This is a genomic window from Fuerstiella sp., from assembly GCA_022447225.1.
GTDB lineage: Bacteria > Planctomycetota > Planctomycetia > Planctomycetales > Planctomycetaceae > S139-18.
The window spans coordinates 50,707-71,014 of sequence record JAKVAZ010000004.1 but is presented as its reverse complement, the minus strand read 5'-3'; the positions used below and the strand labels follow the sequence as shown (position 1 = coordinate 71,014).

Sequence of the window (20,308 nt, the reverse complement as noted above, 5' to 3'; positions counted from 1 at the left end):
GGCTTAAGCAGCTGAACTGGACTGACGGCGACAGCGAGCTTCCAGTTCACCCGAAATCAACAGTCCTCGCAGGACAGTCAACTCAGGCTGATCGACAGTACGTACCGACTGGATGCACTTGGCGATATCCTGTTCGACCAACCGTTCGGTCAGAGCGCTTGCAAAGCCTGCGATGTGTGTTGGGCCACCGCAACAGATCACGTTCAGTCGTTCTGTTCCGAGAGCAGACTGAACGTGCGGTTGAGACAGCAGTTGATGAGTAGCCTGAGCAATTCTGTCCAGCATGGCACGGTACAGTCGGGACAGAACTTGTTCCCGCTCACCGACAGAGTTCCGCAGATTACGCTCAGGGTTGTGTTTCCATTCCTGTATGGTTTCCAGGTCCAGCCACACGTTCCCTGCCTCATCGAAGACCTGGATGCCGAACTCACGTGCCAATTCGATGTCAATCCATGCCGCTCCTACAGGGATGACCACAGAGGACGAACTCACTCCCAGACGTGATATGCTGATTTCAGACGTTTCCGCACCAATAACGACAGAGATTCCGCTGAATGATGATTCGCTGCCCTCCGCCAGCATCGCTACTTCTCCGGCTGAGACGGCTAGTGGTTCATATCCCCGCATGCGAATCAGCCGGGACAGGAATTCCTGACTTTTCGCACGGGATTCCGAGCCAGGTACGGTGAATACACAAAGATTCAACGTGGCATCGGGAGGCGGCAGAATTGCTGTACAGATCAGATCCACCATTTGACGCGCAGGCGGATCATCGGACGGTACGACTCCGTTTTGAAAAATTCCGGCAGACGGCATCCGGCTCAGCCATCGCATGTGAGCCGCCTGGTTACCGTAGACAGCCAGTGTGTCTTCACACTCCGCATGCGGGATCACGTGTGTACCAAGAAGTTGTCGATATCGCTCCGTATTCGGCAGGACGAGGTACTCAGACCTCTCCGAAAATACAGTGATCGGAGCTCCGTCTTTGGCCTGACGAAAGGCTGACCGAATTTCAAAACAGCCGAAATCGATCGCAGTAATCATGAGTGATCCCGTTTGTTAAGTGAATTCAATGCCCGATCCAGGGACGCACCGTCGTGACGCTCCTGTTCTGAAGCAGCAGTCGTAGTGGATCGTGTTTGAGGCGATTCGCTGTCAACCCGACTCCCGGCAGCAAAGTTCGGCTTATCGACCCGGGTATGGGCTGCATCAATTCTGAGTCTGCGAGGTCCTGCAGGACGCCCAAACAATGTTACTCGCAGTGGCAGATCGGTCTGTTTGACGTTAATCGGGATCCGATTTCGTATCATATCTTCCAAATCATAGACTGTCTTGGAGGACGGTTTCTTATCTGTTTCTGTCCTGTCAGTTACCGGGCTGACCGGCGATAGATGGTCTGAACAGGGAACGTTCACTGCAGGTTTTATCTGATGACTCTGCTCCGGTACCTCGGTTTGCGTTCCCGTTACGGATGTCGAAACCGGTTCGGACGGTGTCGAAGAATTTGCCGCGACCATTGACGCTCCGACTCGCTCAACGGAGGATGCCCGGAATTTCGATAGTGAAGCGGTCTGAGTTGTGAACTCCGGTTGAGTTCCGGATTCAGCTGTGTCATCAGAGAGTGAAGAGCATGTGCCGGGTGCCGGACTCTGCTGTGGTCGCTGTAAACTGAATTTAGAATCCGTTCTTCGTTTCGTTGCCGCAGAACCTTCACTGTGTGTCTTCAGCCACCCCGTCAAAATTAAAGCAACAGAACCCAGCAGACCAAAAATGAAGACTCCGTTCCAGATTGATGTCGACTCATAAAATTCAGGACCATTCGGAATTACATCATTCGCAGGTACTGCACTACTGACGTTCGGTGACTGATGGGGACGATCCTGGGAAATGACAGATTCCACTGCTGCCGGCAGAACAGGAATTCGTGAGGTTTCTGTGATCGAACTGCTGCGGCCGTAACCCAGGGGCGGTAACTTGAGATTGAAATCGCCGATTTTTCCTGCACCGGAAACGAGCTGGTCGCTGAGTTCCTGCCCGGTTTTTTGGACGACCTGTTCGGAGACCGTGGGGAGGACAGAGTCCGACACAGTGCGGAACAACTCGTTAATACGGATCGTGGCAGCATTGTCCGGTATTCCCGCATTATCCAGCTGCACGACATCGCCATGTCTCAGTACATCCCATGGCCTCACCTGGCAAGCTTTCCAGCGGCCTTTCTGCGTACGTATGATCGGAATTCTGTGGTTCACCGGCACGCGAACACTCGCAGCCATCAGCAGGTTACCCAGCCGATTGTCAATTTCAGAAAGCGGAACGACGTGACGTGTTGAATCGTTAATGATCACAATGTTTTCTGTCAGATGCGGGTTCCTTGAGATTTGATGCAGAATGACAATATCGCCATTCATCAACGGTTCCGGATTGGTGGACATTTGTGTCGATATGAACCTGCATCCAACAGATTGCAGGGACTCGCCTCTCAGAATGACGGCGTTGCCTTCACCACGAAAATCTGCCTTTTTCAGGAGATCCAGAAGATAGACAGGCTGATCGGGATCGGAGTAGCTTCCTTCCCATGTGTCAGCATGCCCTACGTCACCGGCAACGGTGAAACGAAATGTTTGGCCGTGTGCAGTGCAGACGCTGCAAATCAGCAGCGTCGGTATCAGTAAAGCCGTCAGCCGTGCCATGGGAATAAGTCCAGATCTGAAGCATTAACTGTCCGGCCATGCTTACCGAGAACCGGCAAAATCTGCGCACAATGGACGATTGTATTACTTATGACATCATCAGGATCGGCAAACGAATGGCGGGAAATGATTATTTCCGGCCAAGAAGCATTGGCTTCGCGGTCTGTCGGCTTTAACCAGGGCGTCTTTACTGAGACCTTTTCAGAACCGACATCCGCAGGTCATCCAGATCCAGAGTTCCTGTTGCTCCGTTGAGTCCAATACGAACAATCATTTCCCGAGCACGCAGAGGAATCGGTACTGTTCGACGGACCTGTCGCCAGGTGAAATTTCCACGCCAACGGGCGATTGGCTGCAGTGGAAGTTCGCGGCGAGCCGCATCGTAGAAATGAACAGCGATTCCTGCCTGTTGACCCTTCGTCCCCGGTTTGATGTTTTCGGCCTGTACCCAGCACGAAATTTTAATACTTCCCAGTCTTCTGCCGTTTACCGCGATCCCCTGGAGTGCCTGTGCGACTTCACCATCGCGTTCTGCAAAAAACCGAAGAAACTGTTTTCCCTGTACAGCGCTGTCGGTGACCAGTGTGGAACGCCGCTGGTAATGCCAACCGTCAGCATTGTTGTCAGCATTGACGTCATGTTCAAAGCTTCCGTTTGTCAAAACGGGTTGGTTTGAGTTCGGAAGAATGCGCCGACGTTCTTCCGATTCCCCCGTCATCGGGACGAACAATGTTGAAATCAACTGTTCCTGTTCAAGCTTGCCGTCTTTCTTTTGAAACAGATGGAACGTTTGTTGATATCGCTCACCGATTGGTACGATCATTCTGCCACCGTCTCTGAGCTGTTCGATCAGCGGCTCCGGAACACTTTCAGGAGAGCACGTAACGATAATTCGATCGAACGGTGCATGTTCCGGCCAGCCGGCATATCCGTCCCCCGCTCGAACCTGAACGTTGTCGTAGCCCAGTCGCATCAAACGGCTTTTTGCGGACCTCGCCAGACTCTTCACGATTTCGATGGAATAAACCTGATCCACAATTTCGGCCAGCACAGCTGCCTGGTATCCACTTCCCGTACCAACTTCCAGAACCTTGTCGGTGGGTTGTGGATTCAGCGACTGAGTCATATATGCAACGACAAACGGTGGTGAAATTGTCTGGCCGGAACCGATAGCAAGGGCTTCGTCACGATAGGCTCGGCTACGCATGCCAGGCAGCACAAATTCATGACGAGGCACCTTCCGCATAGCACGCAGAACTGCTTCATTGGAGATTCCTTCACTTTGGATTGCTTCATCGACCAGGCGGTTTCTGGCGGAACCGGTCGCATCTGCCGAACGTTGAGCAATCACCGCGTCCGTTCCAAACAGCAGGATTATGCAGCCTGACATCAGGATTCGGTTGGCGGTACGTTTCCAGTGAAGATTCATGTTTTGAATCGTTGGCCGGATCACATTCTGCTGTCTAGTGAAGTTCATGATCTCTTCCTGTGCACGACGCGAAACAGAATGTTTTCCAACCGACGAACCGCCACATCCTGGGCGAATACTGTTTCTATTTGAGATAGGGCGGACACTGCACGCTTTTCTGTGGCCGACGGGTCCAGAATCACATCACGAATCGAACTGGATAAACTGCTGACGGATCCTGGTTCACACAGTAGTCCATGACTGCCGTTTTCCAGAATCTCTTCCGGTCCGTGTGGACAACGACTCGAAATCACGGGTGTTCCCAGCGCCATTGTCTCCAGCAGAACATTTGGCATTCCTTCGACCAGAGACGGCAACACAAAGATGTCAGCTGACTGATACCAAGCTGAAGCGTTGTCCTGAAAACCCGTCAACCGCACGTTGTCAGTCAATCCGGTTTGGTCAATCTGATTCTGAAGCTGTTTTCGGTGGCTGCCTTCACCAAGGATTGCGAGACGCATATGAGTATCGGCCCACTTGCTCTGGAGTTCTGCAACAGCTGAGATCAACAGGTGAAAACCCTTCTCATGATTCAATCGTCCGGCAGATACGATCCTGATGAGGCGTTTTGTATGCGGTGGTGGTTCATTCCACCATGTGGAATCGACCGGTGTGGTGGCTGCAGAGCGAACCGCGTCCAGGTCCACGCCGTTGTACTGAGTTTTGACACTGTGTGTTTCGAGTCCATAAAACTGTTCAGCGCTCCGGGCTGCTCCATTTGACACTGCGAGGACACATGCTGAATTGCGATACAGTCGGCGCAGAGATTTTCTTTTGAGCCACTGGAACCGACCGGCAACAGGTGCAAATCCAGTCGCAGGGTTTGTCACAACTGTCGAGATGTTTGGAATGTCTAGTGACTGAGCGGCGTTAGCAGAGACCAGAGTCATCAGAAACGTGCGATCATAGCAGACGTCAGATCGGATCTCCTGAAGGTACCGTTTCATGTCCTGGACACGACGTCGATGCATTGCACCCGGGATTTTTGTCGGTGGACGTACGTCACGTTCTTCAAATGCAGCGACCGGTACGTCACCGGGAATCAGTGAAAGTAACGGGCCCGATCGATACACAACGTAAAGATGCGGTTCAAAACGATCTCGGTCCAGGTGCGTCAATGAGCTCACGATTTGGCGTTCGGACCCGCCCCCGTGAAGTGCTCCAATTGAAAAAACAACACGGACTCGGGACACCGTACAGTACCTTCCTGTTTTGTTGAAATTCGAGCCGTTTTTTTCAGATCGTAACGAACCGGAGGAGTCGTCTGAATATCAGAACCTCATCAAAGCATTTTCAAGACCGTGAGTCTGATTCAGGTTTGCTGTCTGATTTGAAACCAGACAGCAGTCCATCTCCCCAACAGCAATTTTGCTGCCATCATCTGTAGGCGGATTCTTCCTGGATTTTCGTGAGAAATAAAAGGACCGACGACGTTTGACAGCCGGGGCTGGCCCGGTAATATCGCGGCTGTTGAGTGAATAAGCTATCGCGACCAACATTCTGCACGTTTGTCGCGAAATTCAGGACAAATTATCCTCACTGCGCGTTCTGCTTTCCCTTTTGTTGGCGATCGAGTGCCGTAATTGTGTCACTTGCCAAGTAATGGTTCGCTGCTGCGCTGAGGTTTCGCTGGAGGGGTGGCATGACGCAGCCCGGGGATCATGGAAAGAATCTTTTGGGCCGGCAACACGTCGGGAATAAAGGCATCGCTGCTCCGGGCATCCGTTTGACGGAGGAGCATTCAGCACCATCAGAGTCGGTTCTCGCTGAAGCAGTGTGTTTACGGGTTGGTGATCAGAATTATCGTCACTGGTTTAAAGACAGATCGCTTCTGGAATCGACAGGCAGTCAGCTGGTTGTGCGTGTTGCCAATCCGTTTATCTGCTCATGGATTATGAAACGATTTCGGCAGCAGCTGTCAAAAGCTGCGATGGACGTTTTGGGACCGTCTGCCGAATTCGTTGTCCATGTTGATGCCTCAATCAGCGATAGATCAGGTAAGCCGAAGACGTCGGCACAATCCGCTGACACCTCACGGACGACTCAAAATCAAACGAGTCACATCACAGCAGGATGTCAAAACGTAGTATCGTCACCGGATTCTGAACAACGGCACCCGGACGAACCCGCAAAGCTCAACGTACGCCCTCCGGCACGTCGACGTTTTCGGTCTTTCCACTCGCTTGTTTCCGGACCCTGTAACGAACTTTCGATTATGGCGGCACGGCAGATCAGTGAGTCGCCAGGTGAACGATTCAATCCTCTGTATATCCACGGCACGACCGGCGTTGGTAAATCGCATCTGTTGGAGGCGATTTACTGTCAGATCCGCAAATCACGTCCGGAATTCAATGTGTTGTTTTTGACAAGCGAGTCATTTACCAACTATTTCACCAGTGCACTGGCTGGCCGGTCTGTTCCGTCATTTCGACAACGGTTTCGAAGTGTTGATGTCTTGCTGGTCGACAACATCGAGTTTTTGGGAAATAAGAAAGCTACGCAGGAGGAGTTCCTGCATACGATTGATCAGCTGATGGACCACGGCCGTCAGCTTGTGATCACCGGTGACCGACACCCCCGTTTACTGACTAAACATCGCGAAGAGTTGACCACGCGATTCGTTGGTGGATTGGTCTGCAGAATTGAGACACCGGCGGCGTGCACTCGCCGAAAACTGATTCAATCATTGGCGGTTCCGTACCGTGAGCATTTGAGTTCAGGCGCACTGAGTTACCTGGCTTCTCATGGTGGTCGTAATGCACGTGAACTGCAGGGGGCATTGAATTGTCTGGTGAGTCATGCGACTTTGCATGGCAGGCATGTGACGACGAGCGACGCTCGCAGACTGCTGGGCGGACTCAAAGATGAGTGTCACCATCTGGTGCGGATCAATGATGTCGAACGCATTGTGTGCGAGGCATTCGGTGTTTCAGTTGTGGATATGCGGTCCAAAACCCGCCGTAAGTCCGTTAGTTGCCCTCGTTCAATTGCTATGTACGTTTCCCGTAAACTGACCAGGGCCGCCTGGCGCGAGATCGGTCGTTATTTCGGTGGTCGCGATCACAGTACTGTTGTGGCTGCGGCGAAGCGGGTTGATGTTTGGATCAGCGAACGAACCCAGGTTGATTTGCCGAATTCATGCCGTGGTACAACGTGGGGTGAAGTCGTCCAGGAAATTGAAGAACGTCTGATGGCGATTGCTTCGTGAATTCCATACGGGCACTGTTCACCGTGGTTCAATTCACATGCAGCGCCAGATGACCCGTGAGACTCTCTCGATTAAAGAGTTCATACGGCGACAGCGAGCTGTTGGTCCTGTATATAAGTTGATAGGCTCCCGGCTTTGCAATCATTTTTGACCGTTATCGGTGATCTGTCGTGTCCACTTCTTTTCCTTCTGTCGAAAAACAACTCCGAGTTATCCGCCGTGGCATTGAGAAAATTGTTCCGGAAGAGGAACTCACACAGAAGTTGCAGCGCAGTTTCGATACCGGCATACCTCTTCGCGTAAAGTATGGCATCGATCCGACCGGAATCGATGTCCATCTGGGGCACACTGTTCCTCTACGTAAGATTCGTCAGTTTCAGGATTTGGGCCACAAGGCAGTCATTATTATTGGCAATGCGACAGCTATGGTGGGCGATCCCAGCGGGCGTGACGAAGTTCGCAGCAAACGTCTGACAGAAGAAGAAGTTGAAGCCAATGCTCATGACTATCTGCAACAGGTCAGCAAAGTGGTGGATCTGGACCGAGCAGAAGTGCACCGCAACGGTGACTGGTTCGGCGAAATGGGCCTTGCCGAAATTCTGCAACTTTGTGGTCGAGTGACCGTCGCACAGCTGCTGACGCGAGATGACTTTGCTAAACGCTACACGGACGAAAAACCCATTTTCCTGCATGAGTGCCTGTACCCCGTTATGCAGGCGTGGGATTCCGTTGAGATTAAATCAGATGTTGAACTGGGCGGGACGGAGCAGCTTTACAGTTTCATGCTGGCTCGAGACCTGCAGTCTCAGGAAGGACTGAATCAACAGATCGGAATGATGTCACCGATTCTCGTCGGTCTGGATGGTGTGCGCCGTATGGGCAAGAGTCTCGGTAACTACATCGGTATAAGTGAAGATCCATATGAGATGATAAAGAAATTCATGCAGTTGCCTGACGAGGTCATGAAGATGTACTTCGAACTGCTGACAGAATTGCCAATGGAAGAAGTTAACACCCTGCTCAGCGGACACCCGCGTGATACCAAAATCCATCTGGCCAAAATCATCATCAGCCAGTATCACTCGACCGCTGAAGCTGATACGGCAGCTCAACGGTGGCAACAGGAAATCGGTGCCGGAGGACTGCCGGCCGACATTCCTACTGTCGATCTTCCCTCAATCGATCTTGAAGACGGTGCCCTGCCCGCTTTTCTGCTGCTGACAAAACTAGGACTGCAAAAGTCCAACGGTGAAGCTCGCAGGCTGATCGCTCAGGGAGGTGCCAAGCTGGGCGAAGACAAGACGGTGATCAAAGATCCTGTTGAACAGATCCCTCTCGAAAACGGCTTGCTCGTCTGGGCTGGCAGGAAAAAATTCTGTAGAGTCAACCTTGTGTGACGCTTTGTCGACATTGAAGTTTGAGGATCCATTATGGCTGTCGGATTTGCCCTCGTCGGAACGGGCATGATTTCACACTTTCACGCAAAAGCGATCGCCGCCATGCGCGGTGCAAAACTTGTCGCATGTTTCGATCATCTGCCGAAGTATGCTCATGCCTTTGCCGAACAACACGGCTGTACGGCCTTTGATACGCTTGAGGAAATGCTGTCGGACCCGGATGTTGACATCGTCAATATCTGTACTCCCAGTGGTGCTCACATGGAACCGGCCGTCGCGGCCGCGAATGCCGGCAAACATGTGGCTGTGGAAAAGCCACTGGAAATTACACTGAAGCGTTGTGACAGGATCATCAAAGCGTGTGAAAATAACGGAGTGCGGCTGTGTACGATTCTGCCATCACGATTTAGTCCTGTGAACCGAGAACTGAAATCGGCAATTGACGAAGGCCGATTCGGCAGGCTGACACTTGGGGACACCTACGTGAAATGGTGGCGGACTCAGGAATACTACGACAGCGGAGGATGGCGAGGCACGTGGCAGATGGACGGCGGTGGAGCCTACATGAATCAGGCAATTCATCAGGTCGACCTACTCAGCTGGATGATGGGTGATGTTGTCGAGGTCAATGGAATGACTAACACAATTGCGCACAAGAGAATCGAAGTCGAAGACGTCGGGGTGGCGACTCTGCGTTTCGCCAATGGTGCAGTCGGAGTTATTGAAGCCACGACGGCTGCATGGCCTGGCTTGCAAAAAAAGACGGAGATCCATGGAACGCAGGGAACCGTCATCGTGGAACAGGACAATATCCTGTATTGGAAATTTGAAAAGAAGAGTCGACGCGATGCATCAATTCGGCGCAAGTACTCTGCGGACACTGGTAATTCCGGTGGAGCGGCCGACCCGTCCGCGATTTCGTTCAAGGGACACCAGGATCAACTGCAGGATTTTGTCAACGCCATTAGAAACGGAACCGACCCTGTGGTAGACGGAGTCGAAGGACGCCGAAGTGTGGAGCTCATTTTGGCAATCTACAAGGCAGCGTGGAGCGGCAAGACTGTGAAGCTGCCACTCAAGAGTGACCCGAAACCACCAACGAGTTAGTGCATCCGTCGGGAGGCTCAACACAGGGAAACTCGCGGAGAGTTTGGACCTGAATAACTCATCGAGGAAAGTCTCCATGACTTTCGCTCCATCCAAGTTCTAGACTTAGTCTCCGCAGCCGACCTCCAGATTCATTGCTGTTTGCAAAAGTCGCGACTCGCGACGACTGTGTGCAACAAACGCCTGCATCCAGCTCTTGAGTTCCCGACGAAGGGAGCGCGCCAGAATCTTCACTTTTACCGCTTGCGGCAACTGATTTCGCAACTGCCGCAGGCGGTGGCAGATTTGTGCGTGCTCGACCTCCAGTGACAATACATGGCACTCCCAATTGGGCTGTACGTTGAGAACTTCCTGCAGATAGCCACCCTGTTGCTGCTTGAGCTCAAATTGTTTCGGAAGTGTTTCCAGAATCGCATCCACAACAGCGGATACCCAGCGAAGGTTTTGTTCATCAATCGGTGAATCGAGCAAATCACGTAAGTCGCCTATCAGGATGTATTCCAGCTCGGAGATCCTGCGTAATGAGTCTGTGGAGGCCGGTGTTGCCGACGCCATCGTTCACCTCGTGCGGAATAACAGAATGTGATGAACCGAGCCACCAGTGAGTTGAAGACACTGATGAGTACTCGACGGCCGTCTCTGAAGGGGTTGCTGACAGGATTGAGAATGATCGTTCTCTTAAACGAGAATAGGCTGAGTTTATCAGTCAAAAACTCGTTCGACAATCAAAAATCCTGAAAGAGCATCGGAACCGGAGCGTTTCATGCAACACATTTTTGTGTGCGAAACGGCATTCGGAATGTCAGAGAAGTCCCGGACCGGACATATGCTGGATTGTCCAAATCACAAAAAAACGTCTGCTGTATTGAGCAGACGTTCATAGAGAGATGGGTGGCTAACCGGATTTGAACCGGCGACCTCTGGAACCACAATCCAGCGCTCTAACCAACTGAGCTATAGCCACCAAAATAAAAAACCAGTGCGAAGATGATATCTGTGACTCCGGAGCGGATCAAGCTGTCGGTTTAGTCGTGTGATGGAATGGCAGCCAGGCTGGAAACGATAGCCGAAAAAACTGTGTTACCCGGAAATTTCACACGGGTTCCAGATGGTCACCTAGTTGCCGAATGACTCCTGAAAGGAATCGGTCAAGATGTTGTGCTGCGGATTCCGCGCGAGCGAACCACTGTTTTTCTTCTTTGGACTGTCGCAGGTTCGAGACCCAGCGACTGATTGGATTACCTGCTGATGGTGAATCCGGTTCGAACAGAGCATTCAGCACAGACTCCGGCATCTCTTCCTGCAGATCGTCAATGATGGCTCGAATTGAAAGACATGGGATATGGGAAGCCTGACAGATCTGAGCAACCGCCAGACTTGTGGTATCCACAGCCGAGGCGGCCGTTTCTGCCGACCATTGCTGTTTTTGTTCCGAGGTGGCCGGATGACTGTCTGTGACCAGATGGGTTCTGATTGTGGCATGTTTTGATTCCGGAATGGGACAGTTGAGTTTGAGGCACTGCCGGTGAGTGTCGCGGATCGTGTCGGCCAGAGAGAGATCTCCCGCCCGGACATCTTTTGCGAGCGATGAACTGAATCCTGTGGAAACGACCCATGCCGGTGCATGTTCCTTGACCAGAACTTCTGTGGCTTTGCGATGAGCTGCAAATCCAGCTCCGGCTTCGACGATGGCGACTCGAATATCGGTGTCGAAAAAACCGCCCGTAAATCGCATTTGTTCCTGGGAATAACACCGGCGACGATCCAGTCGGCTGAGCAGTGACGTCAGTTCCCGCCCGTGTGTGCAGACGAGACCGACGTGCGCCGTAGAACGATCAGGCGTTTTTTCTTCACCCGTGGAAGAGTCAGTTTCAATGGAAGAATCGGAAGACATGCCAAACGCATTATCACGGGAATTCGAGGCGACAGGTTGCAGGTGATTGTGTCTGCAATAGTTAAGTAGTGTAGTCCGAATTCAGTCGGACGTAGTCCTGAGTCAAATCGGACGTCCAGAATCGGACGGAATGGTTTCCGGATCGGGGACCACCTGACAATTCCAGCAGTAGATGCACTTCTTCCTGCTGCATCTTTTGAGACAGCGCCGTGACGTCGAAGGGAACAGGACTGCCAAAACGATAGACCGGTGTTCCGTTGATTGTCAGTGACAGATAATCGGAGTCGAATTCGACCCCCGCGTAACCGGCTGCGGAAGTGATGCGTCCCCAGTTTGGGTCGTTTCCGGTAATGGCCGTCTTAACCAGTACGCTTTCTGCGACTTCTTTAGCGACCTGAAACGCAGTCCGGCGAGTATCAAATCCGAACACATCAACCGTAATAAAGTGCCCTGCTCCTTCGGCGTCCCGAATGATGTCTGTCGCAAGTTGCTGGCATACTTCAGCCACGGCGACACGAACTGCCGCTTCATCCGAACCTGTCTTGACAGGTGATTCGGAAGCCCCGTTTGCCAGCAGAAGTACGGTGTCACTTGTACTCATGTGGCCATCGACGCTGATGCAGTTGAATGATCGATCTACTGCATATCGCAGGATCGCATCGCACTGGGCCGAGTTGAGCGACGCGTCCGTCATGATCACTGCCAGCATGGTTGCCATATTGGGAGCGATCATTGCAGCTCCTTTACCAGCGCCGGAGACACGAATTTTACCAGTGGCTGTGACTACATCAGATGAAGCGAGTTTGGGAAATGTATCCGTGGTCATCATGGCGACAGCAGCATCGCGGAAACTTTGTCTGTCTGCCTGTGAACCGGTGATCGCTTTCGGAAGTCCGGCAGTAATCGCACCAATTGGTAGTGGCACACCGATAATCCCGGTTGAACACACAAGTACCTGTTCCGGATTACATCTTAAGGCTGAAGCGACGTCGGCGGTCATGGTCAGGGCCGCCTGTCGGCCGTCTTCACCCGTACATGCATTAGCGTTTCCGGAATTGATGACGACCGCCCGGATGGATTCGGCCGGCACTCGGCTCCTTGAAACGTCGACGGGAGCTCCAATAACACGATTGGTTGTGAACACCCCGGCAGCTGCCGCCGGGGTGTCACTAATAAACAGAGCCAAATCCGGCTGACCGCTGTCCTTGATGCCACAAGTTGAACCTGAAGCCCGAAATTTCTTTGGAAGTTCGTGCGTTGTGTCCACTGGAAAACCTGACGAGCTGACTGACAACTATTGTGATGTTTGAAGGTATAATATTGCGACAGCCAATTTAGCTGTGGTATACGGTCAGGGAAAGTGGGTTCACGACCCGAGTCGATTCCGGATTCTCCGGAGCGGACATTTAGATCAATCCCGTCTGTTGATCCAGCCCCAGCATGAGGTTCAAATTTTGAACCGCGACACCGCTGGCTCCCTTGATCAGATTGTCAGTGGCCGAAAAGACCACCAGTTGACCGCGATTCATCCTGATGCTGATATCACAGTAATTTGTATGTGCTACATGTTTGGTTGCCGGAATATGTTCCACCACCCGGACGAACGGCTGCTCTGAATAGAAGTCACGGCACGCTGCCAGTATCTCATCCGCAGATACCCTGGATTTGAGCCGAGGATACATGGAACACAGGATTCCCCGATCCATCGGGATCAAATGTGGATTAAACGCAACGCTGACGGAGCCACCGGATACGACGCTGAGTACCTGTTCAATTTCCGGGGTGTGTCGATGGTTACCGATGCCATAGGCCGTTACCGACTCGTTACACTCTGCATACAAGGTCCCCTGTTTTGGCTTCCGTCCTGCTCCGCTGACGCCGCTCTTTGCATCAATAATGATGCCATGGGGTTCGATGAATCCCTCTGCCAGCAGTGGTGCAAGTCCCAGAATGGACGTACTTGTGTAGCACCCGGGATTTGCCACCAGGTCTGCGTCGGGGATTTGATCCTGAAACAATTCCGGCAGACCATAAACCGTATTCCTTAGCCGCGTCGGATCTGTATGGACATTGCCATACCATTCTTCGTACACACCGGGATCATCCAGCCTGTAGTCAGCACTGAGATCAATGACGCGACACCCGGCATCCAGCAACTGAGGGACAGCCTCCATGCTGGCTGTGTGTGGAAGGGCGCAAAAGACAATGTCGGCCCTTTTGCCGACTTCTGCATGCGAAAGATCTTCACACGGCAGGTCGAACAGACCGGTGAGTGACGGATGCACTTCAGTGACCGGCGGGTTGTGCTTTTGACGTGTTGTCAGAGCAACCACATCCGACTGAGGGTGACGCGCCAGGATTTTGAGCAGTTCCAGAGCCGTGTAACCGGTGGCTCCCAGAATAGCAACTTTAGTCATAGGGATTACGTTCGCTGAATTGTCTGACAGTTGTCGAGCATGGGCCTGTCCGGACATTCTACGACACCAAAGACTGCTCGCAACCAGGCCCGAACCAGACTTTTATGTCTGCTGGATCCGGAGTGGCTCAGACGAAATTGACCGTGGGCTTTCCAAACATAGGCTCCTCCGTCAAAATGGCGCACTTTACTTCGATCAGACTCCATGCTGGCGGGATAGTTTCGTATGTTTCCGGCTATCTGTCGGAATTCAAACTGTTCTTTAGCCACAGCCCAGCGAATCTCAAAGCTTCGTTATGTCGAATACTGCAAAACTTGCCGCCGATGCACTCACCGCCGGAAACGGTATTCTCAGACTTGCGCCAACGTGGGTTCCGCGTTCGTTTTTACAGCCCGGTCGCCGTCTGAAACTCCATCCGGACGACTACTATGCCCTGGGGATGCATCGAGGCGGCATCGATGAACGATGGTTTGGTTCGACAACGGAAGCGGCCAACGATAATCGCAACGAGGATGAAGGACTGTCGTACTGTGTTTACAACGGGGAACGGTTCCTGCTGCGTGATGTCGTTGCTGAACTCAAGGATCAGGTGATCGGCGATCACATCTGGAATTCTTTTCACAAATGGCCTGTGTATTCAAAGTTCTTTGACAACATGGGGCCGATCCCTCATCACATGCATCAGAATGCTGAACAGGCTGCACTGGTGGGACAGGAAGGCAAGCCGGAAAGCTACTATTTTCCTCCTCAGATGAATCAGATCGGAAATAACTTTCCGTATACATTCATGGGGCTGGAACCTGGAACTACAAAACAGGATGTGATCGACTGTCTGAATCGCTGGAATGAATGCGAAAACGGTTTGCTGGATCTGTCCAAAGCCTATCGTCTGAAACCTGGAACCGGTTGGCTCATTCCGCCATGTGTGCTTCATGCACCGGGCTCACTGGTTACTTATGAGCCACAGTGGGGCAGTGACGTTTTTGCGATGTACCAGAACCTTGTGGAAGGCCGCGAAGTTCCTCGCGCACTGCTGACAAAGGATTTTCCGGCAGAGCGTCACGATGACAATGTGTACCTCGTTGATGCGCTGGACTGGGACAAGAATGTGGATGTTAGTTTTAAAGATAATAACTATCTTGAGCCGGTCGTCAGTGAAGAAGGCGACGGGTGGTGCGACCGGTGGATTGTTTACGGTCAGGTGGATGGCACACAGTTTTTTACAGCGAAGGAACTGACATTACAGCCGGGTGCGAACTGTACCATCAGGGATCCTGGGGCGTACTGCTGGATTACGGTTCAGGGTATGGGCAGAATCGGTGACATGAATCTACAGTCACCGGTGATGATTCGTTTCGGAGAAATGACCGAAGACGAGGTGTTTGTGGTTGCCGCTCGTGCGTCTGAAGGTGTCCGTTTTGAAAATACCGGAACTGAGCCGCTGGTTGGACTCAGATACTTCGGTCCGGACACACAGCCGGATGCTCCCGCACAGAATGCCTGGAAAGATTAGTGGTGGTGCCGTGGTACACGACGCCATGCGGCTTTGCATGGCGGCCTGGCCCTGAAGAACACATCGAAGCAGAAATTCAGGATTTGTTTCCTGACCGAAAATTTGCCGAATGTATGAACGGAAGTAAGGAAACAGGACAATGTTGAAACTGCACAATGCCATGTGGCCCGGTCTCGTTGGTAAAGGGGACGAAGACGGGCAGGAACCTCCTATCAATCTTGAGCGGATGCTGGAATTAACGGCTGGTGCCGAAGTCAACGGACAAAAATTTGATGGGATTGACTACTTTCTTTTCCTGCCCCATACCGATCCGAACGCCAGTGACGATGACTTGAAGAGGATTGCAGACCTGATTGCCGGTTACGGATTTCGTGTTGGATCACTGGTGGCTCCTATATGGCCAGGGACCGTCGGAGACTCTGCGATGGGAGACAAAGAATCCACCGAGAAATTTCTCAGCGCGGTTACAATGGCCTGTCGAATTGCCGGAATATTTAATGACCACGGAATCCGGCAGTACGGCGTCATCCGCATTGACTCTGCAGAATTCGGCGTGGACGCATGGCGCAGGGATCCCAAAGCGAATACAGCGAAGATTGCAGCGACGTTTAGATCGGCTGCGAAGATCGCAGCCGATCACGGAGAACGACTTGCCGCTGAGGGTGAGATCTGTTGGGCCGGTATGCACAGCTGGAAGGACATGCTGGATTTACTGGAAGAGGTCGATATGCCGGAAACCCTGGGATTCCAGGCAGATCTTGCACACACCTATTTGTACCTGCTTGGCTACAATGCTCCGGAACATGCGCTGGTGCAGGACGATTACACTGAAGAAGATTTTTATTCTGCCTACCGGACGATGACCGACAGGTTGCGTCCGTGGACTATTGATTTCCATGTCGCTCAGAACGATGGCAAAGTTCACGGAGCGGGGTCCCATGACAAGACCGGAAAACACTGTCCGGCTGATGATCCCAATGGAAAACTGGACATTACGAAGTGTTCCGGTTACTGGTTGGACGGTGCCGCGGAACGTGGTATTCAACATATCTGCTGGGACGGATGTATGTTCCCCAACGCGATGCTGGAAGAACAGCAGACATGGAATACGATTCTGGATGCGATGATCAAAGTTCGGGACGTCCATGGGGCTGCCTGAGGTCTGTTTTCCGACCCCAGATTCGAAACATTGAGATCACAGCGGATTTACAACAGGTTACTACGCTATGGAAAATCAGAAACCGATCAATATTGGACTTGTTGGTTACGGATTCATGGGACGTACCCACACCAACGGGTACAAACGAGTCAATGATTTTTTTCCTGAACTGAGTCATCGACCTGTACTTAAAGCCGTATGTGGACGCAACAAAGACAGGGTCACGGCCTTTGCCGATCAGTGGCAATACGAAACCACAGAAACCGACTGGCGCGAACTTATCAGACGGGATGACATTGATGCGATTGACATCTGTACACCCAATAACGCACACGCTGAAATCGCTGTTGCTGCGGCTGAAGCCGGCAAGATAATCCTTTGTGAAAAACCTCTCGCGCTCAATCCTGCTGAGGGAGAGCAGATGGTTGAGGCTGTGGAGAAAGCCGGAGTTCTTAACACCGTCTGGTACAATTACCGACGTGTTCCGGCAGTCACTCTGGCTAAACAGCTGATTGATGATGGACGACTGGGGCGAATCTTTCATTACCGGGCAAATTTTTTACAGGACTGGACGATTGCGGAAGACCTGCCGCAGGGTGGCGAAGCCTTGTGGCGACTGGACGTTAATGCGGCCGGTTCCGGTGTGACAGGTGATCTGTTGGCTCACTGCATCGACACTGCCATCTGGCTCAACGGGTCTGTCACTGACGTGACCGCGATGACGGAAACGTTTGTCAAGGAACGCCTGCACAATTTGACGGGCAAAGTTGAACCAGTCGGAATTGATGATGCTTGTGCATTTCTCTGTCACTTCCAAAATGGATCACTGGGGCTGTTTGAATCAACACGCTACGCACGCGGTCATAAGGCTTTGTATACGTTCGAGATCAATGGTGAGCATGCTTCAATTCGCTGGGATCTCCATGATTTGCACCGACTGGAATACTTCGATCACCGCGATGATTCGGTTGTTCGGGGATGGCGTTCAGTGCATGTGACTGACGGAGACATGCCATACATGGACAAGTGGTGGGTTCCCGGTCTACAGATTGGTTATGAGCACACCTTTGTTCATCAGGTTGCCGATTTTCTCCAGAGTCTGGAGTCCGGAGAACGCTGTAGTCCGACATTCCGGGAAGCTCAGGAGACGCAGTGGGTCTGCGACGCCGTTTTGGAAAGTGCCCGGACCCGTCAGTGGATCAACGTTCAATGACCGGTGTTGACAGAGTGGGCTGACGATCACCGTTCGGTAAATTCGTTCTGAGGGTTTCGGAATTCCGGATGAACATACTCAGTCTGTGACCGTGTGCGCGGGGGTGGGCGTACGAAGCCAGGGAATCACCGGTACTCTGTCCTTTCCGTTCGTGGACGGGTACACTTATTTTACTTTTGTGAATGTTCGGCGGCTGAGAAAACCTTCTCTTAGCCGCCGTTGCTATTGAACGATGATCAAAGTGCGAACTCAGCCGGAAGAGTCGACTGGAATTTATTCGCAACGTTATACCTCTCACCATTTTGATCCCGAGTCAAATCATGGATCCTCATCCGATTTCCCGTGCTGGTTATGACAAAATTCGCGAAGAAATCCGTGTACTGGAAGAAGACCAGCTGCCGGCTGTCACGGAACGTATCAAGCTGGCTCGTGACGAAGGCGATCTGAAGGAAAATGCTGAGTACCATGCGGCACGAGAGCAGCAGGGGTATATCCAGGCAAAAGTCAGCCAGCTTAAAACGAAGCTGGCCAACTGTCGAATCGTCGAAAAGTCAGATATGCCCAGGGGAGTTGTTAATTTCGGTTCTTTGGTCACAGTTCGGGACCTTTCCGACGGTGAGGTGGAGCAATACGAACTTGTCGGTCCCGGGGAAGAAGACTATGACGGCGACGTGATGAAGATTCTTACCTCCAGTCCGATTGCTCAGGCGATGTTGGGCAAGAAAGTCGGCGATAAATTTGAAACAGAAGTGCCGGTCGGAACATTGAATTTCGAGATTACGGCAATCGGGGATGCTGACGACTAAGTCGAGCAAAAACGATTACCAGGTACTAGTCAGTGATTCTCGCTCGAAAGTCAGTTTCTAAATATCGGATTTCTCCTGCTGTATTGCGTATCGGAAGACTTTGTAACTCGCTTCTCCCTGCTGGTGTTCATTATGCGGAGAGTCAGCTTTACAACCGGAGAATTTCCCAAGATCTTAATGCTAGCGGATGAGTCAGCTCATCCTCGCAGATTCTGGTAGATCTGCGCCAGGATCTCTTCGACAGACTTGTACTTCTTCTTCGACTCTCGCACGGTATCAATCCGACTGCGGGCATCCTGTGGTGTGTGTCCAATGCTGACGAGCGCTTCGTAAGCCTCCATAAACATGTCTCGATCGGTGCTGTTCGGAACTTCCGTGGCAACCATCATCGCGAATTTGGCCATCTTCCGACGTAGTTTTGCCACGATCCGTTCGGCGACCGCCGGTCCAACTCCAGGGAGTGTACTGAGCTGTTTGATGTCACGTTCTTCAATTGCTTCTGCGACTTCCCGCACCGGTCGAATCATGGCTCGCAAAGCTTTGCGTACGCCCACTCCGTCGACTGAACAAAATAATTCGAAGAATTCCTTTTCGGCATCACCGGCAAACCCAACCATTCGCGGTACCAGTCGACCCTGCTGAGGATTGCCTTCCAGAAATTCAATGGTCCTGAGGCTGATTTCTTCGTTCAGCTTTGACTGCAGTTGTCGGCGGACAAGGTCCGGCACCAACACTTCGTGGTCCATGCCTCCGATACGCAGTGTTGCGCAAACATCGTTGAGACCGACAAGTACTCCCGTGATGCGGGTAATCAAGACAAGTTTCCTGATGAATAGGCGGTGAATCCGGTGGGGATTTGGTTTCCGGACAAACTGCCGACTTCAGGCAGCAAACCGTACGGAATGATACAAACACAGTGCGACGGCGGAAGCGTCGGCTACATCGTTCGGTTCGGGAATTTCAGACAGTTTAAGTTCTGCTCTGACGGCATGTTGAATCTGTTCCTTGGGAGCCCGACCACTGCCGGTCAGCAGTCGTTTGACCTGAGTCGGAGAATAATGGACGACCGAAATAGCAACGTCCGCCAGTGTGACCAGAATTGCCCCTCGAACATGAGCGAGCTGAAGCGCTGTTTTGAGATTCTGTCCGTGAGAAAAAATCTGTTCCATTGCAACGACTTCGGGGGAAAATTCATCAGCTATTTCGCGTATTCCGGCTGCAATTTCGTGGACCCGATGCTGGAGCGAATCTTTGGGGGAAGTTCGAATGATTCCACCTTCGAGAAGAGTCGGTCCATCCGCATGACGCTCCAGCAGAGCGTAGCCGGTACGGTTTAGTCCTGGGTCAATTCCAAGATAGCGTGAATACTGATTCGTGCAGGGATGCGGGCTGTCGGCAAACGACATGGTTGTTTCCGTAGCGATGCACTTGTGGGC

The 20,308-nt window shown here is 52.1% G+C and carries 18 protein-coding genes and 1 tRNA gene; 7 read left to right on the top strand and 12 right to left on the bottom strand.

What is annotated here, in order from left to right; genetic code table 11:
* Positions 1 to 3: 3 nt before the first annotated feature.
* The 4 genes from MK110_04085 to MK110_04070 form a co-directional block, all read right to left on the bottom strand.
* On the bottom strand, positions 4 to 1,044 hold the full coding sequence (locus MK110_04085) for a hypothetical protein (protein MCH2210455.1): 1,041 nt from the start codon (positions 1,042 to 1,044) through the stop codon (positions 4 to 6).
* On the bottom strand, positions 1,041 to 2,690 hold the full coding sequence (locus MK110_04080) for a hypothetical protein (protein ID MCH2210454.1): 1,650 nt from the start codon (positions 2,688 to 2,690) through the stop codon (positions 1,041 to 1,043). Before MK110_04080 ends, MK110_04085 begins: the two co-directional genes overlap by 4 nt.
* A gap of 187 nt (positions 2,691 to 2,877) precedes the next feature.
* Complete coding sequence (locus MK110_04075; GenBank protein ID MCH2210453.1) at positions 2,878 to 4,167, bottom strand: protein-L-isoaspartate(D-aspartate) O-methyltransferase; 1,290 nt, start codon at positions 4,165 to 4,167, stop codon at positions 2,878 to 2,880.
* Positions 4,164 to 5,285 carry a glycosyltransferase gene (locus tag MK110_04070; protein ID MCH2210452.1) on the bottom strand — a complete coding sequence of 374 codons (1,122 nt, stop codon included), beginning with the start codon at positions 5,283 to 5,285 and terminating at the stop codon, positions 4,164 to 4,166. The genes MK110_04075 and MK110_04070 overlap by 4 nt, the downstream gene beginning before the upstream one ends.
* 515 nt (positions 5,286 to 5,800) lie before the next feature.
* Here MK110_04070 and dnaA point away from each other — a divergent pair.
* The 3 genes from dnaA (at position 5,801) to MK110_04055 (ending at position 9,870) form a co-directional block, all read left to right on the top strand.
* The gene (dnaA, locus tag MK110_04065; protein ID MCH2210451.1) at positions 5,801 to 7,366 is read left to right on the top strand and encodes a chromosomal replication initiator protein DnaA; all 1,566 of its coding nucleotides are present in this window, start codon (positions 5,801 to 5,803) and stop codon (positions 7,364 to 7,366) included.
* 170 nt (positions 7,367 to 7,536) lie between these two features.
* A complete protein-coding gene (tyrS, locus tag MK110_04060; protein MCH2210450.1) occupies positions 7,537 to 8,763 on the top strand; it encodes a tyrosine--tRNA ligase in 1,227 nt (408 codons plus the stop codon).
* Positions 8,764 to 8,796: 33 nt separating this feature from the next.
* Positions 8,797 to 9,870: a Gfo/Idh/MocA family oxidoreductase gene (locus MK110_04055; GenBank protein ID MCH2210449.1), complete on the top strand. Its 1,074-nt coding sequence runs from the start codon at positions 8,797 to 8,799 to the stop codon at positions 9,868 to 9,870.
* A 105-nt stretch (positions 9,871 to 9,975) separates the two neighbouring features.
* Here MK110_04055 and MK110_04050 read toward each other — a convergent pair whose 3' ends face one another.
* The 6 genes from MK110_04050 to MK110_04025 form a co-directional block, all read right to left on the bottom strand.
* Positions 9,976 to 10,425 (bottom strand): hypothetical protein, encoded by a 450-nt coding sequence (locus MK110_04050; GenBank protein ID MCH2210448.1) that lies wholly within the window; start codon positions 10,423 to 10,425, stop codon positions 9,976 to 9,978.
* Positions 10,426 to 10,760: 335 nt separating this feature from the next.
* Positions 10,761 to 10,834 (bottom strand) — tRNA-His (locus MK110_04045).
* A gap of 129 nt (positions 10,835 to 10,963) precedes the next feature.
* The gene (locus MK110_04040; protein MCH2210447.1) at positions 10,964 to 11,764 is read right to left on the bottom strand and encodes a hypothetical protein; all 801 of its coding nucleotides are present in this window, start codon (positions 11,762 to 11,764) and stop codon (positions 10,964 to 10,966) included.
* 61 nt (positions 11,765 to 11,825) lie between these two features.
* Positions 11,826 to 13,031 carry a bifunctional glutamate N-acetyltransferase/amino-acid acetyltransferase ArgJ gene (gene argJ / locus MK110_04035; protein ID MCH2210446.1) on the bottom strand — a complete coding sequence of 402 codons (1,206 nt, stop codon included), beginning with the start codon at positions 13,029 to 13,031 and terminating at the stop codon, positions 11,826 to 11,828.
* Between the two features lie 139 nt (positions 13,032 to 13,170).
* A complete protein-coding gene (gene argC, locus MK110_04030) occupies positions 13,171 to 14,181 on the bottom strand; it encodes an N-acetyl-gamma-glutamyl-phosphate reductase (GenBank protein MCH2210445.1) in 1,011 nt (336 codons plus the stop codon).
* 5 nt (positions 14,182 to 14,186) lie between these two features.
* The gene (locus MK110_04025; protein ID MCH2210444.1) at positions 14,187 to 14,450 is read right to left on the bottom strand and encodes a hypothetical protein; all 264 of its coding nucleotides are present in this window, start codon (positions 14,448 to 14,450) and stop codon (positions 14,187 to 14,189) included.
* A gap of 26 nt (positions 14,451 to 14,476) precedes the next feature.
* On the opposite strand from MK110_04025, the gene MK110_04020 reads away from it, so the two are divergent.
* The 4 genes from MK110_04020 (at position 14,477) to MK110_04005 (ending at position 18,872) form a co-directional block, all read left to right on the top strand.
* Positions 14,477 to 15,694 carry a hypothetical protein gene (locus MK110_04020; GenBank protein ID MCH2210443.1) on the top strand — a complete coding sequence of 406 codons (1,218 nt, stop codon included), beginning with the start codon at positions 14,477 to 14,479 and terminating at the stop codon, positions 15,692 to 15,694.
* 139 nt (positions 15,695 to 15,833) lie between these two features.
* The gene (locus MK110_04015) at positions 15,834 to 16,853 is read left to right on the top strand and encodes a sugar phosphate isomerase/epimerase (GenBank protein MCH2210442.1); all 1,020 of its coding nucleotides are present in this window, start codon (positions 15,834 to 15,836) and stop codon (positions 16,851 to 16,853) included.
* 67 nt (positions 16,854 to 16,920) lie between these two features.
* Positions 16,921 to 18,066: a Gfo/Idh/MocA family oxidoreductase gene (locus MK110_04010; GenBank protein ID MCH2210441.1), complete on the top strand. Its 1,146-nt coding sequence runs from the start codon at positions 16,921 to 16,923 to the stop codon at positions 18,064 to 18,066.
* Positions 18,067 to 18,386: 320 nt separating this feature from the next.
* Complete coding sequence (locus tag MK110_04005) at positions 18,387 to 18,872, top strand: transcription elongation factor GreA (GenBank protein ID MCH2210440.1); 486 nt, start codon at positions 18,387 to 18,389, stop codon at positions 18,870 to 18,872.
* Positions 18,873 to 19,069: 197 nt separating this feature from the next.
* Here MK110_04005 and MK110_04000 read toward each other — a convergent pair whose 3' ends face one another.
* Both MK110_04000 and ruvC read right to left on the bottom strand, forming a co-directional pair.
* Entirely contained in the window at positions 19,070 to 19,687 is a 618-nt protein-coding gene (locus tag MK110_04000; protein MCH2210439.1) for a helix-hairpin-helix domain-containing protein, read from the bottom strand.
* 66 nt (positions 19,688 to 19,753) lie between these two features.
* A complete protein-coding gene (gene ruvC / locus MK110_03995) occupies positions 19,754 to 20,278 on the bottom strand; it encodes a crossover junction endodeoxyribonuclease RuvC (GenBank protein MCH2210438.1) in 525 nt (174 codons plus the stop codon).
* Positions 20,279 to 20,308: the final 30 nt, after the last annotated feature.

What these genes read in the sequence shown, in the direction of transcription:
- MK110_04085 (MCH2210455.1), bottom strand. Translation starts at nt 1,044, where the DNA reads ATGATTACTGCGATCGATTTCGGCTGTTTTGAAATTCGGTCAGCCTTT.
- MK110_04080 (MCH2210454.1), bottom strand. Translation starts at nt 2,690, where the DNA reads ATGGCACGGCTGACGGCTTTACTGATACCGACGCTGCTGATTTGCAGC.
- MK110_04075 (MCH2210453.1), bottom strand. Translation starts at nt 4,167, where the DNA reads ATGAACTTCACTAGACAGCAGAATGTGATCCGGCCAACGATTCAAAAC.
- dnaA (MCH2210451.1), top strand. Translation starts at nt 5,801, where the DNA reads ATGACGCAGCCCGGGGATCATGGAAAGAATCTTTTGGGCCGGCAACAC.
- MK110_04055 (MCH2210449.1), top strand. Translation starts at nt 8,797, where the DNA reads ATGGCTGTCGGATTTGCCCTCGTCGGAACGGGCATGATTTCACACTTT.
- MK110_04050 (MCH2210448.1), bottom strand. Translation starts at nt 10,425, where the DNA reads ATGGCGTCGGCAACACCGGCCTCCACAGACTCATTACGCAGGATCTCC.
- MK110_04040 (MCH2210447.1), bottom strand. Translation starts at nt 11,764, where the DNA reads ATGTCTTCCGATTCTTCCATTGAAACTGACTCTTCCACGGGTGAAGAA.
- argC (MCH2210445.1), bottom strand. Translation starts at nt 14,181, where the DNA reads ATGACTAAAGTTGCTATTCTGGGAGCCACCGGTTACACGGCTCTGGAA.
- MK110_04020 (MCH2210443.1), top strand. Translation starts at nt 14,477, where the DNA reads ATGTCGAATACTGCAAAACTTGCCGCCGATGCACTCACCGCCGGAAAC.
- MK110_04015 (MCH2210442.1), top strand. Translation starts at nt 15,834, where the DNA reads ATGTTGAAACTGCACAATGCCATGTGGCCCGGTCTCGTTGGTAAAGGG.
- MK110_04010 (MCH2210441.1), top strand. Translation starts at nt 16,921, where the DNA reads ATGGAAAATCAGAAACCGATCAATATTGGACTTGTTGGTTACGGATTC.
- MK110_04005 (MCH2210440.1), top strand. Translation starts at nt 18,387, where the DNA reads ATGGATCCTCATCCGATTTCCCGTGCTGGTTATGACAAAATTCGCGAA.
- ruvC (MCH2210438.1), bottom strand. Translation starts at nt 20,278, where the DNA reads ATGTCGTTTGCCGACAGCCCGCATCCCTGCACGAATCAGTATTCACGC.